Annotated in this window: 13 protein-coding genes; 5 read left to right on the forward strand and 8 right to left on the reverse strand. The window is 59.9% G+C overall.

What is annotated here, in order from left to right:
• The first annotated feature begins 38 nt into the window (after positions 1–38).
• Complete coding sequence (gene pabB / locus ACO0LO_RS23495) at positions 39–2033, forward strand: aminodeoxychorismate synthase component I (RefSeq protein WP_422967958.1); 1995 nt, start codon at positions 39–41, stop codon at positions 2031–2033.
• On the opposite strand, the gene ACO0LO_RS23500 is transcribed toward pabB, so the two are convergent.
• The 3 genes from ACO0LO_RS23500 to ACO0LO_RS23510 form a co-directional block, all read right to left on the reverse strand.
• Complete coding sequence (locus ACO0LO_RS23500) at positions 2030–2848, reverse strand: putative DNA-binding domain-containing protein (RefSeq protein ID WP_422967960.1); 819 nt, start codon at positions 2846–2848, stop codon at positions 2030–2032. The genes pabB and ACO0LO_RS23500 overlap by 4 nt on opposite strands.
• Positions 2845–3714 carry a DUF692 domain-containing protein gene (locus ACO0LO_RS23505; RefSeq protein WP_422967962.1) on the reverse strand — a complete coding sequence of 290 codons (870 nt, stop codon included), beginning with the start codon at positions 3712–3714 and terminating at the stop codon, positions 2845–2847. The genes ACO0LO_RS23500 and ACO0LO_RS23505 overlap by 4 nt, the downstream gene beginning before the upstream one ends.
• A gap of 132 nt (positions 3715–3846) precedes the next feature.
• Complete coding sequence (locus tag ACO0LO_RS23510; protein ID WP_422967964.1) at positions 3847–4110, reverse strand: hypothetical protein; 264 nt, start codon at positions 4108–4110, stop codon at positions 3847–3849.
• Between the two features lie 407 nt (positions 4111–4517).
• On the opposite strand from ACO0LO_RS23510, the gene ACO0LO_RS23515 reads away from it, so the two are divergent.
• From ACO0LO_RS23515 to ACO0LO_RS23530, 4 genes are all read left to right on the forward strand, one after another.
• Positions 4518–5630 (forward strand): ABC transporter substrate-binding protein, encoded by a 1113-nt coding sequence (locus tag ACO0LO_RS23515; protein ID WP_422968222.1) that lies wholly within the window; start codon positions 4518–4520, stop codon positions 5628–5630.
• Positions 5631–5762: 132 nt separating this feature from the next.
• The gene (locus ACO0LO_RS23520) at positions 5763–6818 is read left to right on the forward strand and encodes a branched-chain amino acid ABC transporter permease (protein ID WP_422967965.1); all 1056 of its coding nucleotides are present in this window, start codon (positions 5763–5765) and stop codon (positions 6816–6818) included.
• Entirely contained in the window at positions 6818–8623 is a 1806-nt protein-coding gene (locus tag ACO0LO_RS23525; RefSeq protein ID WP_422967966.1) for an ABC transporter permease subunit, read from the forward strand. The genes ACO0LO_RS23520 and ACO0LO_RS23525 overlap by 1 nt, the downstream gene beginning before the upstream one ends.
• Positions 8624–8647: 24 nt before the next feature.
• On the forward strand, positions 8648–9394 hold the full coding sequence (locus tag ACO0LO_RS23530) for an ABC transporter ATP-binding protein (protein ID WP_422967968.1): 747 nt from the start codon (positions 8648–8650) through the stop codon (positions 9392–9394).
• 69 nt (positions 9395–9463) lie between these two features.
• Here the strand turns inward: ACO0LO_RS23530 and ACO0LO_RS23535 are convergent, their stop codons facing one another.
• The 5 genes from ACO0LO_RS23535 to ACO0LO_RS23555 all read right to left on the reverse strand — a co-directional run bounded on the left by ACO0LO_RS23535 (position 9464) and on the right by ACO0LO_RS23555 (position 14462).
• Positions 9464–9664 (reverse strand): hypothetical protein, encoded by a 201-nt coding sequence (locus ACO0LO_RS23535; RefSeq protein ID WP_422967970.1) that lies wholly within the window; start codon positions 9662–9664, stop codon positions 9464–9466.
• 147 nt (positions 9665–9811) lie between these two features.
• The gene (locus ACO0LO_RS23540) at positions 9812–10570 is read right to left on the reverse strand and encodes a HesA/MoeB/ThiF family protein (RefSeq protein WP_422967972.1); all 759 of its coding nucleotides are present in this window, start codon (positions 10568–10570) and stop codon (positions 9812–9814) included.
• 70 nt (positions 10571–10640) lie between these two features.
• Positions 10641–11303 carry a LysE family translocator gene (locus tag ACO0LO_RS23545; protein WP_422967974.1) on the reverse strand — a complete coding sequence of 221 codons (663 nt, stop codon included), beginning with the start codon at positions 11301–11303 and terminating at the stop codon, positions 10641–10643.
• A 205-nt stretch (positions 11304–11508) separates the two neighbouring features.
• Positions 11509–13014 (reverse strand): S41 family peptidase, encoded by a 1506-nt coding sequence (locus ACO0LO_RS23550; protein ID WP_422967976.1) that lies wholly within the window; start codon positions 13012–13014, stop codon positions 11509–11511.
• Between the two features lie 77 nt (positions 13015–13091).
• Entirely contained in the window at positions 13092–14462 is a 1371-nt protein-coding gene (locus ACO0LO_RS23555; protein ID WP_422967978.1) for a murein hydrolase activator EnvC family protein, read from the reverse strand.
• Between the last annotated feature and the right edge of the window lie 16 nt (positions 14463–14478).

Raw genomic sequence — 14478 nt, forward strand, 5'->3', positions numbered from 1 at the left:
CATTCGTATTTGACGTTTGTAGTGACGCTCCGCTCATCATGCCCTCCGTGCCCTCCGTGCCTTCCTTATCCGTTTTCCCTGGTTTTTCTGATAGCTCCCGCGTTCCCGCAGATTGTTTTGCATTGCTGGATGATGCGCAGTCCGGGCCAATGGTGGCCGGCTCGCGCCTGTATACGCGCCTGATCAGCGTGCTGGAGTGCCGCGATGCCGTTTCGTGGAAAGGCATGCTGGCGCAGACGCAGACGGCGTTGCTGCAGGGCGCGTATGCAGTCGCTTTATTGTCGTACGACACCGGCGCCAGCTTGCATGCCGTGCCATTCCCCGATGTTGCCGCCGGCGCTTTGGGGGAACAGCCTTCCAGGATGCTGCTGTTTGCACGCTGCGAACAGATGACGGCGCAGCAAGTGCAGGCTTGGCTGGATGCGCAGACCGATGCGTGCAATTCCATGCCAGCCGGCGTTGCTGGTATTGCCGGGGTGCGCGCCAGCGTCGATGAAACCGCCTTTGCGGAGGCCATCGCACAGGTGCAGGCGTATATCGCAGCCGGCGACACCTATCAGGTCAACTATACCTACCGCCTGCATTTCGATGCCTATGGTTCGCCACCGGCCCTGTACCGCCGTCTGCGGCAGCGCCAGCCGGTGCCGTACGGCGCATTGATTGTATTGCCGGATGGAGAGGCCGTGCTGTCGCTATCGCCCGAGCTGTTCGTGCAGCATACCGCCGGCACGCTGACTGCGAGGCCGATGAAGGGGACAGCCGCGGCCAGCGGAGATGCAGAAGAAGACCGGCGCCGTGCCGACGCGCTCGCCGCGGACGGCAAGAACCGCGCGGAAAACCTGATGATCGTGGATCTGCTGAGGAACGACTTGGGCCGCATAGCAAAAACGGGCAGTGTGCGTGTGCCGCGGCTGTTTGATGTCACGCGTTTTTCCAGCGTGCTGCAAATGACTTCTACGGTGGAGGCCAGCTTGCGGCCGGAGCTGGATTTGCACGACGTACTATCGGCGCTGTATCCCTGCGGTTCCATCACCGGCGCACCCAAGCGCAGGACCATGCAGATCATCCGCGAGCTGGAAACCGAGCCGCGCGGCCTGTACACCGGAGCCATAGGCTGGTTCGACCCGCCCGCAGACGGCAGCGCCATAGGGGATTTTTGCCTGTCGGTGCCGATACGCACCCTGCATCTGCTGGCGCCTTCTACCGATGCCGCTGATGCTGCCGATGCGGTTGACACGGTGAATATACGCCGCGGCGTGCTGGGCGTGGGCGCGGGCATCGTGTACGACAGCGTGGCCGAAGATGAATATGCAGAATGCCGGCTGAAGGCGGGATTTCTCACCGGCCTGCCGGCGGAATTCAGCCTGTTTGAAACCATGCATGCGAGTATGGGGGAAGGCTTCCGCCACCTGGAGCGGCACTTGCAGCGGCTGCGCGCGTCGGCGGCGTATTTCGGTTTTGCCTATGACGATGCAGCCATCCGCGCCAGGCTGGAAAAACTATGGAACGAACTGAGAGGTGAACTGAAAAGCGGGCCGGGCGGCAGATCGGAAAATGCAGGCGCTTACCGCGTGCGCTTGGCCTTGCAGGCTTCGGGCGAAATCGACGTCAGCAGCGGCAAGCTGCAAGCACTGCAAACTCCCGCCAGGGTTTTGCTGGCCGCGGAGACGACCGCTGGCCATGATCTCTTCCTGCGCCACAAGACCACGGTGCGCAACCGCTACGACCGCGCCTGGCGGGCAGCAGAACAGCAGGGTGCTTTCGACATGCTGTTCTTCAACGAACGCGGCTACCTGACGGAAGGCGGGCGCACCAATGTGCTGCTGCAAAAGGACGGTCGCTGGACAACGCCGCCGCTGAGCGACGGCGTATTGCCCGGGGTGATGCGTAGCGCAATGCTGGAAGATGCGGCATTCGGGTTAAGCGAACGGCAGTCAACGCTGGAAGACCTGCGCAACGCCGATCGTGTAATGCTGTGCAATGCGCTGCGCGGCGCGTTCGAGGTGGAAGTCGTTTTCGGTAGCGCGCGCTAACATGCCGTTGCTGCGCATGGCCGCCGGATGCTGCTCAGCATTTCGCCGTTCAGCCAGGTTTGCAGCCAGCCGGCAAGCTGCGGCGTGATTGCCGGATTGCGGTCTGCCGCCAAAGCGCAGACGTCGGAAAAACTGCTGCCGGCATCCAGTCCGCGCAATGCATCGCGTTCTTCGTCCGCCAGCGAGCGGAAATGCGCCTGCAAGTCCTTGCGCCACACCAGCCATGACGCGCTTCCTCCCTGTTCGGCAGCGGGCGGATCCTGCCCTTCGCTCAGCGCCAGCCAGATTGCCACGGCGTTCCACTGCATGTCCAGGAAGTGCAGCGAAGGGTGGCATTCAAAGCCCAGCCCTTCCCAGTCTTCCGGCGCCAGCGCGCGCAGATCGTCCAGCGCCAGCACGGACCGGTCTTCGGCGTCAAAGGCCAGGCCCAGCGTCCATTCAAAGGCCGCCAGTTCAGCTACCACCGGATGCGCCGGCAGCTGCCCGGCCAGGAAGGCGGGAAATTGCGCGCCGTACCAGCGCAGGTTGCGCAACTGCGATGGGTGGGCATCGATATAGTCGTAGCAGAACGCGTAGAACATGTCGTCACCCAGGTAGCCGTGCGTGTTGCCGAAGGCATCGGCCAGCGCATCGCGTATGCGCAGCCGGTAGGCGTCGTAATAGATCGCCAGCCTGTCTGCCGCCGGCAGGCCGAATTGCTCCCGGACGTCATCCAGTATCGCCGGCTGTCCGGCGGGGTGCGTCGTGCCTGTGCCCAGCAGGTATTGCTGGAATCGGTCCTGTATCTGTTGCACGCCTGTGGTTGCGGAACTCATGCGTATGCCTCCGTGCGCTGCGCCTGCTGCTCCGCCAGCACGCCGGCAGCGATGCCACGCGCGACGCCGAGCTCCGCCACCAGTTCCGGCAGCGGCGGGATATGGTCGTCGCGTTCTATCATGCTGGCGACCTGGCCGAAGCGGCGCAACGCGGCGGCATACAGTTGCCACACCGGATCGGCGACGGCATGGTCGTGCGTATCGATAATGTGCGTGCCGTGGTGGCTGTGCCCGGCCAGATGGATCTGCTGCACCCGTCCTTGCGGTATGCCTTCCAGGTAGGCCAGCGGATCGAAGCCGTGATTGAAGCTGCTGACGTAGATATTGTTCACGTCCAGCAGGATCAGGCTATCGGACTCTTCCGCCACCGCAGCGACGAATTCCCATTCCTGCATGCTGTCACTGTTGAAGGACAGGTAGCTTGAAACATTTTCCAGCACCAGGGGCCGCTCCAGATAGTCCTGCACGCGGCGGATGTTGCCGGCAACCTGCCGTACCGTCTCTTCCGTGTAGGGCAGCGGAAGCAGGTCGTGCATATTCCTGCCGTGTACGCCCGTCCAGCACAGGTGATCGGACACCCACAGCGGCTGCACGCGCTGCATCAGTTTTTTCAGGTCGCGCAGATAGCTGTCGTCCGGGCCTTCCGGTGTGCCTATCGACATCGATACACCATGCATCACCATGGGATAATCCTGCCGTATGCTGTCCAGCATCGCCAGCGGCTTGCCACCCGGCACCATATAATTTTCGGACAGGATTTCAAACCAGTCTATCGGATGCGGCGCTGCCAGGATTTCATGGTAGTGCGCGGTGCGCAGGCCCAGGCCGAAACCGGGTGATGGGGCAGGGGCGGTAGGAGTATGCATGCAAGGGGTCGCCTGAATGAAAAAAGGTGCGCCGGCAATAACGCCGGCGCACCGAATGCCGTCTCGCTTGTCCGTGGCTGCCCGGCAAAGCTGCCAGGCACCGGCGACAAGGAGAGTGCTACCGGGTAAATATTACTTGGCGTCGATGATCTTGCCGTTCTGGGCTTTGCATTCTGCCGCTGTTGTGCTGACAAAGCCATGGCCTTTGCAGGAGTTCTGGCCTTTGCAGGCGTTCTCTGCGGTTTTGCATTCGGCAGTGCCCTTGCAGCTATTGATACCCGAGCAGTGTACTTTGGCTGTGCTGGCAGCGCTGTCGGCAGCAAAGGAAGCGCCGGACAGGGCCATTGCAGCTGCGGCGACGGCGATCATGGCGCCAGTTTGGATAGCTTGTTTCATTGTATTCTCCAGTAATAAAAAGTGTGTCTCGTCGGATGGACATGCGTCATAAGTGCGTTGCAGTGGATCTCGTCTTTTATATCCTGCTGCATCGACTTATGCATCTGTCGCGCCAATTCAGGATAACTTACAGCATAGAACAAAATTTTTTAAGGATATGCAAAAAATGCCGGACGGCCCGGTTAAGTACATGCAGGCGGCTATGTCTATCCGGTAATTCGGCTTGCTGTGCAAAATAGCGGCAAAAATTCGGCCTTCAGTTGTGTCATCCGATAGGAAAGGCTACACTTGGGTAATTAACCGACCAAGCGGTCGGAAAATGCACAATAACAATATTCAAAAACGAGGAGACATCGATGAAGAAGAAGTTTGTGTTGGCTTTGCTACCCGCGCTGCTATCTCTGGTGATGGCGGCAAATGCGTCGGCCCAGATCAAGATAGGCGTCAACGTATCGGCCACCGGCCCCGCCGCTTCGCTGGGCATTCCCGAGAAAAACACTTTTGCGCTGCTGCCCAAGGAAATCGCCGGCAAGAAAGTCGAATACATCGTCCTCGATGACGCTTCCGACACAACGACCGCGGTGAAGAATGCCCGCAAGATGATCGCGGAAGACAAGATCGACGCGCTGATCGGTTCCACGGTAACGCCAAACTCGCTGGCGATGATAGACGTTGCCGCTGAGAATGAAGTGCCGATGATTTCCATGGCGGCTTCTTCATCTATCGTGCTGCCTGTCGATTCCAAGCGGTTCTGGGTATTCAAGACGCCGCAGAACGATTCCCACATGGCGACGGCAATTACCGGCCACATGAGTGACGCCGGCATCAAGACCATTGCGTTCATCGGCTTCAACGATGCGTACGGCGAAGGCTGGTACAAGGAATTTTCCAAGCTGGCCGACCTGCGCAAGCTGAAGATCGTTGCCAATGAACGCTTTGCCCGCACCGACACTTCGGTCACCGGCCAGATCCTGAAGATCATGTCCTCCAATCCAGATGCGGTGCTGATCGCCGGTTCCGGCACGCCTGCCGCGCTGCCGCAAAAAACGCTGAAAGAGCGCGGCTACAAAGGCAAGATCTACCAGACGCACGGCATTGCCAATAACGACTTCCTGCGCGTGTGCGGCAAGGATTGCGAAGGCACTTTCCTGCCTGCCGGCCCGCTGCTGGTCGCTGAGCAGCTGCCTGCCGACAATCCGGTGAAAAAATCGTCTATGCGCTACCTGGCCGCCTATGAAAAAGCCTACGGCGCAGGTTCCATCTCCACCTTCGGCGGTCACGCGTGGGATTCCGGCCTGCTTCTGGAAGCGGCGATTCCTGTTGCACTGAAAAAAGGCGAACCGGGCACCAAGGAATTCAGGGCAGCATTGCGCACCGCACTGGAAAACATCAGCAATCTGCCGACTTCGCACGGTATCGTCAACATGAGCGCCACCGACCACCTCGGCCTGGACCAGCGCTCGCGCGTGATGGTGGAAATCGTCAACGGCAAATGGAAGCTGCTGGGTAAGGCCAACTGATAGTGCCTTTGCTGGTTCAGGTAGAAAGAGGGGAGCGCAGGCTCCCCTTTTTTAAGCAGCCATCCGGCGGCTTATTGCACTAACTCATCATCAACACCATGCAACGATATTGCAGGACAGGACGCTACTAGTATGGACTTATCAATCGCCGCCATCCTGGCCCAGGACGGCATCACCAGCGGGGCGATCTATGCGCTGCTGGCGCTGGCGCTGGTGCTGGTGTTTTCAGTCACCCGCGTCATTTTTATACCGCAGGGTGAATTTGTCGCTTTCGGTGCGCTGACGCTGGCGGCAATTCAGTCCGGCAAATTTCCGCATTCGATCACATTGCTGGTCGCTCTGGGCGTGCTCAGCTTTGTGCAGGAAATTGTTTCCATGCTGAGGGCCAGGCAGCGCAGCCAGCGCTTTGCCGCCGAAGCCGGCATCTCCGCGCTGAAGTTCATCGTGCTGCCTGCCGGCCTGTGGTTTGCTACCCGCAACCTGGCGGTACAGAACTGGCCGCTGTACGCGCAGGTGATACTGGCGCTAGTGACCGTGATTCCGATGGGGCCGATGATCTACCGGCTGGCCTACCAGGCATTGGCCGAAGCCAGCACGCTGGTGCTGCTGATCGTCTCGGTCGGCGTACATTATGCCTTGACGGGCATAGGCCTCGTGATGTTCGGCGCCGAAGGCTCGCGCACCACGCCGTTTTCCGACGCGCGCTTTGAACTGGGCGCACTGGCGATTTCCGGGCAGAGCCTGGTGATTATCGGCGTGTCGGCAGCGCTGATCGCCGGCCTATATTTCTATTTTGAACGCACGCTGTCCGGCAAGGCCTTGCGGGCGACGGCGGTGAACCGCCTGGGCGCGCAGCTGGTGGGCATCGGCACTACGCAGGCCGGCCGCCTGGCCTTCACGCTGGCGGCGGCAATGGGCGCGTTCTGCGGCGTACTGATCGCACCGCTGACAACGGTGTACTACGACGGCGGCTTCCTGATCGGCCTCAAGGGCTTTGTCGGCGCCATCGTCGGCGGCCTGGTCAGCTATCCGGTGGCAGCTGCCGGCGCAATCCTGGTGGGTCTGCTGGAATCGTATTCGTCGTTCTGGGCCAGCGCCTACAAGGAGGTGATCGTATTTACGCTGATTATTCCAGTCTTGCTGTGGCGTTCGCTCAGCAGCAAGCATAGCGATGAGGATGAAGAGTGATGAAGCAAGGCATCAACCGTATCTACCTGGTCTTCCTGGCGGCTGTCATCCTGCTGCCGCTGCTGCCCACTCCGGAGTTCTGGATCACGCTGGCCAATTACATTGGCCTGTATGCGATTGTCGCGCTGGGCCTGGTCCTGCTGACCGGCGTCGGCGGCCTGACTTCTTTCGGCCAGGCTGCCTTTGTCGGCCTGGGCGCGTATTCCACGGCTTACCTGTCCACCGGCTTCGGCGTATCTCCATGGCTGGGCCTGCTGGCCGGCCTGGCGCTGACGATGCTGGCTGCCTACGCGATAGGTGTGATCACGATGCGCCTGTCCGGTCATTACCTGCCGCTGGGCACGATCGCGTGGGGGCTGTCACTATTTTTCCTGTTCGGCAACCTGGAGTTTCTGGGCAAGTATGACGGCCTGAACGGCATTCCGCCGGTAGATATCTTCGGCCTGAAGCTGGACAGCGGACGTCGCATGTACGGGCTGATCTGGCTGATCCTGCTGCTGGGCGTGATTGCGGTGCAAAACCTGTTGCAGTCGCGTCCCGGCCGCGCGATACGCGCACTGCGTGGCGGCGGTGTAATGGCCGAAGCCATGGGTGTCAATACTGCACGCATGAAGGTCATCATTTTCGTCATTGCCGCGATGCTGGCCAGTGTCTCCGGCTGGCTGTATGCGCACTTGCAGCGCGCGGTCAATCCTACGCCTTTCGGCCTGAATGCCGGCATTGAATACCTGTTCATGGCGGTGGTCGGCGGCGCCGGTCACGTATGGGGTGCGCTGCTCGGTTCTGCGCTGCTGACGCTGCTGAAGGACAAGCTGCAATCCATCCTGCCGGTGCTGCTGGGCGCCAACGGCAATTTTGAGATCATCGTGTTCGGTATCCTGCTGATCCTGCTGCTGCAAAGGGCAAGGGACGGTGTCTGGCCTTACCTGGTCAAGCTGTTTGCCCGCTGGTTGCCCGCACCGCGCAAAATCGCTGTGCCGGACAACGCGCAGCCGCTGCCGCACCGTGAAAAACCGGCCAGCGGCAAGGTGATACTGGAAGTCGCGCAAGCCCGCAAGCAGTTCGGCGGACTGGTGGCCGTCAATGACATGCAGTTCCAGGTGAGTGCCGGCCAGATCGTCGGCCTGATCGGTCCTAACGGCGCCGGCAAGTCGACTATGTTCAACCTCGTGACCGGCGTGTTGCCGCTGACGTCGGGCGCGATACGCTTCCTGCGCGACGGCAGCCTGCAGCCTATCAGCGGCCTGCCTTCGCGTGAAATCGTCAGGCTGGGAATAGGGCGCACCTTCCAGCATGTGCGTCTGCTGCCAACCATGACTGTGCTGGAAAATGTGGCAATCGGTGCGCATCTGCGCGCCAAGCATGGCGATATCAGCGAGGTGATCTCCAGCGTGCTGTGCCGCAACCAGAAGATGGAGGATTCGCTGATGCTGGAAGCGAAGCGCCAGCTGGAGCGTGTAGGCCTGGGCAATATGCTGCATGAAGAGGCGGGCAGCCTGGCGCTGGGACAGCAGCGTATCCTGGAAATTGCGCGCGCGTTGTGCTGCGACCCCAGCCTGTTGCTGCTGGATGAGCCGGCGGCGGGTTTGCGCTACAAGGAAAAGCAGGAGCTGGCGAGCCTGCTGAACAAGCTGAAGGCAGAAGGCATGAGCGTGCTGCTGGTGGAGCACGACATGGACTTCGTGATGAACCTGACCGACCACCTGGTGGTGATGGAATTCGGCACCAAGATCGCGGAAGGCTTGCCGCAGCAGGTGCAGCAGAATCCCGCGGTGCTGGAAGCCTACCTGGGCGGCATAGACTAAGCCTGGCAATTCGGAAAAAATATAATGACGACACCACTACTTCAAGTCAGCGAACTGCATGTCTTCTACGGCAAGGTGGAAGCCTTGCACAAGGCCAGCATCCAGGTCGGCGCAGGCCAGATCGTCACCGTGATCGGCCCCAACGGAGCCGGCAAATCGACGATGCTGAATGCCATCGCCGGCGCCCTGCCGGCCAGCGGTGCGATTCAGGGCAAGGTTTTGCTGGACGGCCATGAGCTGAGCGGCATGGCGATAGAAAAACGGGTTGCGCGCGGCATGTGCCTGGTGCCGGAAAAGCGCGAGCTGTTTTCCAGCATGCGGGTGGAAGACAACCTGATGCTGGGCAGCTACCGCCGCTACCAGGCCGGCGAGAAAAATTATGCCGACCAGCTGCAGGTGGTCTACGACTTGTTTCCCCGCCTGAAAGAACGTCGCAATCAAGAGGCCGGCACATTATCGGGCGGCGAGCGCCAGATGCTGGCGCTGGGTCGCGCGCTGATGGCCAAACCGCAATTGCTGATGCTGGATGAGCCTAGCCTGGGCCTGGCGCCGCTGATCGTCAAGGAAATTTTCCATATCATCCAGCGCCTGAAGCAGACCGGCGTGGCAATTTTGCTGGTGGAACAGAATGCGCGCGCGGCGCTGCAGGTAGCGGACTACGCGTATGTGCTGGAGACCGGTGAACTGGCCTTGCAGGGGCCTGCAGATGAACTGGCGCATGACCAGCGGGTCATCGATACTTATCTGGGCCTGGCGAAAAAGACGGCTTAGCGCCTGCCACATTCATTCGTCACACAATAAAAGTGGCGGAACCGGATCGGGATAAATTGGATCGAGGCGCTAGCCCCCAGGGTTTTTGCGGCGGTCCTCGTCTGCAAGCCGGCGTTCTTCCCTGACGGCTAGCCGATAACGGCGCCTTTCCTTGCTGGCGCGGCGCTTTTCCTTGACGCGGAACAGCAAAATGCCCAGCACGCCGCCGCTGACGACAATTGCGCAGATCAGGAAGGCGAACAGGTCGTTTTCTATATCGCTGGAAGTCATGCGGCCCCGGGTCCAATCATTGGTGAACGACAGAAAAAGATAATGAGCTTGTTGCTCAAATTCTATTTCTTTTTGTTACTAAGATTGTACAGCCTGCCCGGGCTTTGGTGAATAGCGTGTTGTTTCCTGGCTGAACCCCTGTCAGCGTTACGCTGTATGTGCCTGGCCACATACAGGGCAAGCCGCATTGCGCGCGATTTTAATCTGCGTCCACTCCATGTCCTGCGCATCCAGCAGCAGCAGCCTGCCTACCAGCGTCTTACCCAAGCCTGTCAGCAGCTTCAATGCCTCGGCTGCCTGCATCGTGCCGATGATGCCTACCAGCGGTGCAAATACCCCCATGGTCGAGCACAGCGCTTCTTCGAACGGCTGGTCGGGCGGGAACAGGCAGGCGTAGCAGGGCGATATCGCATCGCGGCTGTCGAAGACGCTGATCTGGCCGTCGAAGGAAATGGCGGCGCCCGATACCAGCGGCTTTTTCAGACGCACGCAGGCCCGGTTGACGGCGTGACGGGTGGCAAAGTTGTCGCTGCAATCCAGTACGACATTGGCCGCCTGCACCAGCGCATCCAGCCGCGCGCCTTCTGCGCGTTCTTTCAATGCAATCACTTGCACATCCGGGTTGATCTGGTTCAGCGCCTGCTTACCGGAGGCAACCTTGGCCTGGCCCACGCGCTCGGTCGTATGCAGTATCTGCCTTTGCAGGTTGGTCAGGTCCACCTCATCGTCATCGACCAGCGTCAGCGTGCCGACGCCTGCGCTGGCAAGATAGAACGCTGCAGGCGAGCCGAGGCCGCCTGCGCCTATGATCAGCGCATGCGCAGCGGAGATTCTCTGCTGACCTTCTATGCCTATCTGCTCCAGCAGGATATGGCGCGAGTAGCGCAGTAATTGGTGATCTTCCATCGTGAAGCCGTTTTCCTGAGAAAGCCAGGCTCTATCTTAGCCTGTTCACGCCGGCGGCGGATAACAAGCCCTAGGCCCGCGAGTTCAGCAGCCTGATGCCGGCCAGTGCGAAGACGATGGCCAGGCAACCATCCATCCAGCGCCTCAGCCGCATATACAGCCGGCGCGCAGACGCCGTTGAAAACAGCGCGGCATAGCTGCCGAAGACGAACACGCCTATGCACAGGCAGCCGGCAACCACGGCCAGCATATGGGGCTGCATGCGGTGCGACGCCGCCTGTGCCTCGCCGCCTACGGGAGACGCCAGCGCGACCACGGAAATCCATACCAGTATCGCTTTGGGGTTGGTCAGGTGCAGCAGCGCGCCGCGCACGTACAACTGCCGGTGAGATTGCGGAAGCGGGCTTGCGGGCGCCATGGTTTTGTCTGGCGTAAACGCAGAACGGCCTGATTTGAAAGCCAGCCACAGCAAATAGATGCCGCCCAGCAGCTTTACGGTGACAATAAAGTTCTGGTACATCAGCAGCGCGGTGGATAAGCCCAGCGTTGCAAGCATGGCCCAGAAAAACGAACCTGACATGACGCCTGCGGCAAAAATGAAGGCGGCCTTGCGCCCGGCACTGGTTGCTACCGACATGATCGCGAGGTTGCTCGGCCCGGGGCTGGCGGTGCCGACGAAATAGGCTGAATACGCAAGCAGCAGGTCCGCGGTAAGGAAGGCTGGTCCGGTCATGGCTTGGTCACCTTTAGTGCAGGATTGTTCAACAGGGATGGCTGATGATAAGGCCATGGCGTGGGAAGCTGCGCATACAGTTGGCCCTCACGGCGACAGATACAGGCTTGGGCCGATAAGATATAGCGGCGGCAGGCCGAAAGCATGGTGTAGAAACGAAAACGTCCGGCCATAAGCCGGACGTCATGCCTGCATCAATGCCGGCTTATTTCTTTTTTACTTCCGGCTTGGCGTCCGGCTTCACGCTGTCAGGCTTTACCACATCCGGCTTGGAGTCGGATTTGCTTTCCTTGCCTTCTTCCTTGTCTTCGATCTTGGCAACCGTGGTTTTGACCGGCAGGCCTTTGAGGTGGTTCAGCGCCTGCGCCAGCTGGTAGTCGTCCTTGGTGCCGTACTCCAGCGGCTTGGCTTTCTTGGCCAGCGCCACCAGGCGGTTCTCTTCTTCCAGTTCGTCAACGACCTTGCCCTTGCCTGCCTCGGCTTCCTTGTCCTTGTCGTTGACCAGATGCTTCTGCAGATCCGATTCACGCGTGCGCAGTACGTTGAAACCGTCGCCATCGGCGGTTTCTTCGACGTTCAGGTCAGGCACTATGCCTTTGGCCTGGATGGAGCGGCCGTTCGGCGTGTAGTAGCGCGCCGTAGTCAGCTTGACTGCGGTATCAGCGGAAATCTGGCGTATCGTCTGCACCGAACCCTTGCCGAAGCTCTGCGTGCCGATGATGGTCGCGCGCTTGTAATCCTGCAAGGCGCCGGCAACGATTTCAGATGCCGATGCGGAACCGGTGTTGACCAGCACCACCATCGGCACGTTCTTGACCGCTTCCGGCAGCTTGGCCAGCGGATCGCCGACTGCGCGGGACGCATAAAATTCGCGCTTGGCGTAGAAGATTGCCTTGGAATCCGGCAACTGGCCGTTGGTGGAAACGACCGGTACATCTTTCGGCAGGAAGGCTGCGGACACGCCGATGGCGCCCGGCAGCACGCCGCCCGGATCATTCCTCAGGTCCAGCACCAGGCCCTTGATGTTGGGATCTTGCGCGTACAGGCCCTGGATTTTCTTGGCCATGTCTTCCACGGTCGGTTCCTGGAACTGCGAGATGCGCAGCCAGGCGTAACCGGGTTCTATCATCTTGGCCTTGACACTTTGCACCTTGATGGTTTCGCGCACGATAGTCACGACGATCGGCTTGTCTTCATTCTTGCGCGAGATGGTCAGCGTGATCTTGGTATTCGGCTCACCGCGCATCTTCTTGACGGCGTCATCCAGAGACAAGCCTTTGACGGGCGTCGAATCCAGCCGGGTAATCAGGTCGCCCGGCTTCAGGTTGGCGCGGTAGGCGGGGGAATCTTCAATCGGCGAAATGATTTTGACGTAACCGTCTTCCATGCCGACTTCTATGCCCAGGCCGACGAATTTGCCCTGCGTGCCCTCGCGCAGTTCCTTGAAGGATTTCTTGTCCAGATAGGCGGAGTGCGGGTCCAGCGAGGCCACCATGCCGGAAATCGCTTCAGTGAGCAGCTTGTTGTCTTCGACCGGCTCGACATAGTCTGACTTGATCAGGCCGAATACATCGGCCAGTTGCCGCAGCTCTTCGACCGGCAGCGGCGCGGTCGTGCTTTTTTGCGCCATTGCGGAAAACTGCATCGATGCAGCCACGCCGGCCACCATGCCCAGGCTGATCAAGCCTATATTCTTCAGTCGCTTACCCATGTGTCACCTGATTCCGATATTGCCGATATGTGAAATTGATTGAGCGGTCTTGCTGCTGCAGCGCCCATCGGCGATTGCTACTTGCCTACCCATGTCATTGGGTCTTGAACCTGGCCTCTATACCTTATTTCAAAGTATAAACCCGATTCTTCATTACCGCCGCTATTACCTGCACTGGCAATTGTATCGCCGGTCTTTACAATGTCGCCGACATGTTTCAGCACCGCCTGGTTATTGCCATAAATACTAATATATTCACTACCGTGGTCAACGATGATCATGTTGCCGAAGCCTTTCAGCCACTGCGCAAACACGACCTTGCCGGTGGCGATGGCTTTTACTTCTGCACCTTCCGCTGCGCGGATGAAGAGTCCTTTCCAGCTGGGCCCGTCGGCACGCCGGCTGCCGAAACGGGCGATCAGCTCGCCCTTGACCGGTAGCCTCAGCTGGCCTTTCAAACGGCTGAACTCGCCGTTATTGGTGCCGGGCACCGGCGTCAGTTCATTTCTGGCAATCGGTTTGGCTGGCGGCTCGTCGGCGTCGATGGCATCAGCAGGGTTGGGCGCCTTGCCGGGTTTCTTGCCCTGGTTGGCCAGGGCTTTTTCACGGGCTGCTTTTTGCTGCGCCAGTTTTTCCTGGCGCTGTTTTTCCAGCATGGCGGCGCGGGCCTGCTCGGCCTTGATTTGCTCTTCGATTAATTTATTCAGCCGGGTGACCAGCGTGCCCAGCCGCTGCTCGTCCTTTTGCAGGTCGTCGGCCTGCTTTTTCTGGTTGTGCAGCTTGTCTGCCAATTGGGCCAGCAGCGTAGCACGGCGCTTCTTCTCGGTTTCCAGCGCAGTTTTATGCTGGCGCTCTTCCTGCGCTATCTCGTCCAGCTCTTCCTTGGCGTCCTGCGCTTCTTCGGTATTCTTGGTAACGGCCTGCAGGCTGGCATGCAGGCTGTCTATCATCTTGGCCTGGGTTTGCGACACGTAGCCCATGTATTGCAGGTCGCGATTGATGCGGTTGGGGTTGTCGCCTGACAGTAGCAGTTTGATACGGTCGCTGCTGCCGCGCATATACTGGCGGCGCAGGAATTCGGACAGCTGTTTCTTCTGGGTTTCCACTTGCAGCTGCAGCCGGTTCTGTTCTTCCGTCAGCCTGGTCAGCTTGGTCTGGGTTTCCGCCTGCTCGCCCTGCAGGTCGCGCAGCGAGCGGTTGGCTTCCGAGATCGCCTGTTCCGATACGGCGAGCGCATCGCTGGCCTGGTCCTTGGCGGTTTCGGTCTTGCTGATGTCGTTTTTCAGTGCATTCAGTTTTTGCCGCAATTCGGCCCGTTCTGCTTCAGCCGCAGTCTTCTGGGCCGCGCGGGTGCTGGCGGCAAGCGCCGGGCCCTGCAGCCCGGCCCATAGCAGCAGGCCACACACCGGCAATACCAAACGGAATGCGCGAACATACCGCTGCTTCATGGAAAGCATCGCGAAA

Source organism: Undibacterium sp. TJN25, assembly GCF_049339885.1.
Taxonomy (GTDB): domain Bacteria; phylum Pseudomonadota; class Gammaproteobacteria; order Burkholderiales; family Burkholderiaceae_D; genus Undibacterium.

What these genes read in the sequence shown, in the direction of transcription:
- ACO0LO_RS23550 (WP_422967976.1), bottom strand. Translation starts at nt 13,014, where the DNA reads ATGGGTAAGCGACTGAAGAATATAGGCTTGATCAGCCTGGGCATGGTG.
- ACO0LO_RS23545 (WP_422967974.1), bottom strand. Translation starts at nt 11,303, where the DNA reads ATGACCGGACCAGCCTTCCTTACCGCGGACCTGCTGCTTGCGTATTCA.
- ACO0LO_RS23525 (WP_422967966.1), top strand. Translation starts at nt 6,818, where the DNA reads ATGAAGCAAGGCATCAACCGTATCTACCTGGTCTTCCTGGCGGCTGTC.
- ACO0LO_RS23510 (WP_422967964.1), bottom strand. Translation starts at nt 4,110, where the DNA reads ATGAAACAAGCTATCCAAACTGGCGCCATGATCGCCGTCGCCGCAGCT.
- ACO0LO_RS23505 (WP_422967962.1), bottom strand. Translation starts at nt 3,714, where the DNA reads ATGCATACTCCTACCGCCCCTGCCCCATCACCCGGTTTCGGCCTGGGC.
- ACO0LO_RS23540 (WP_422967972.1), bottom strand. Translation starts at nt 10,570, where the DNA reads ATGGAAGATCACCAATTACTGCGCTACTCGCGCCATATCCTGCTGGAG.
- ACO0LO_RS23520 (WP_422967965.1), top strand. Translation starts at nt 5,763, where the DNA reads ATGGACTTATCAATCGCCGCCATCCTGGCCCAGGACGGCATCACCAGC.
- ACO0LO_RS23535 (WP_422967970.1), bottom strand. Translation starts at nt 9,664, where the DNA reads ATGACTTCCAGCGATATAGAAAACGACCTGTTCGCCTTCCTGATCTGC.
- ACO0LO_RS23500 (WP_422967960.1), bottom strand. Translation starts at nt 2,848, where the DNA reads ATGAGTTCCGCAACCACAGGCGTGCAACAGATACAGGACCGATTCCAG.
- pabB (WP_422967958.1), top strand. Translation starts at nt 39, where the DNA reads ATGCCCTCCGTGCCCTCCGTGCCTTCCTTATCCGTTTTCCCTGGTTTT.
- ACO0LO_RS23515 (WP_422968222.1), top strand. Translation starts at nt 4,518, where the DNA reads ATGGCGGCAAATGCGTCGGCCCAGATCAAGATAGGCGTCAACGTATCG.
- ACO0LO_RS23530 (WP_422967968.1), top strand. Translation starts at nt 8,648, where the DNA reads ATGACGACACCACTACTTCAAGTCAGCGAACTGCATGTCTTCTACGGC.
- ACO0LO_RS23555 (WP_422967978.1), bottom strand. Translation starts at nt 14,462, where the DNA reads ATGAAGCAGCGGTATGTTCGCGCATTCCGTTTGGTATTGCCGGTGTGT.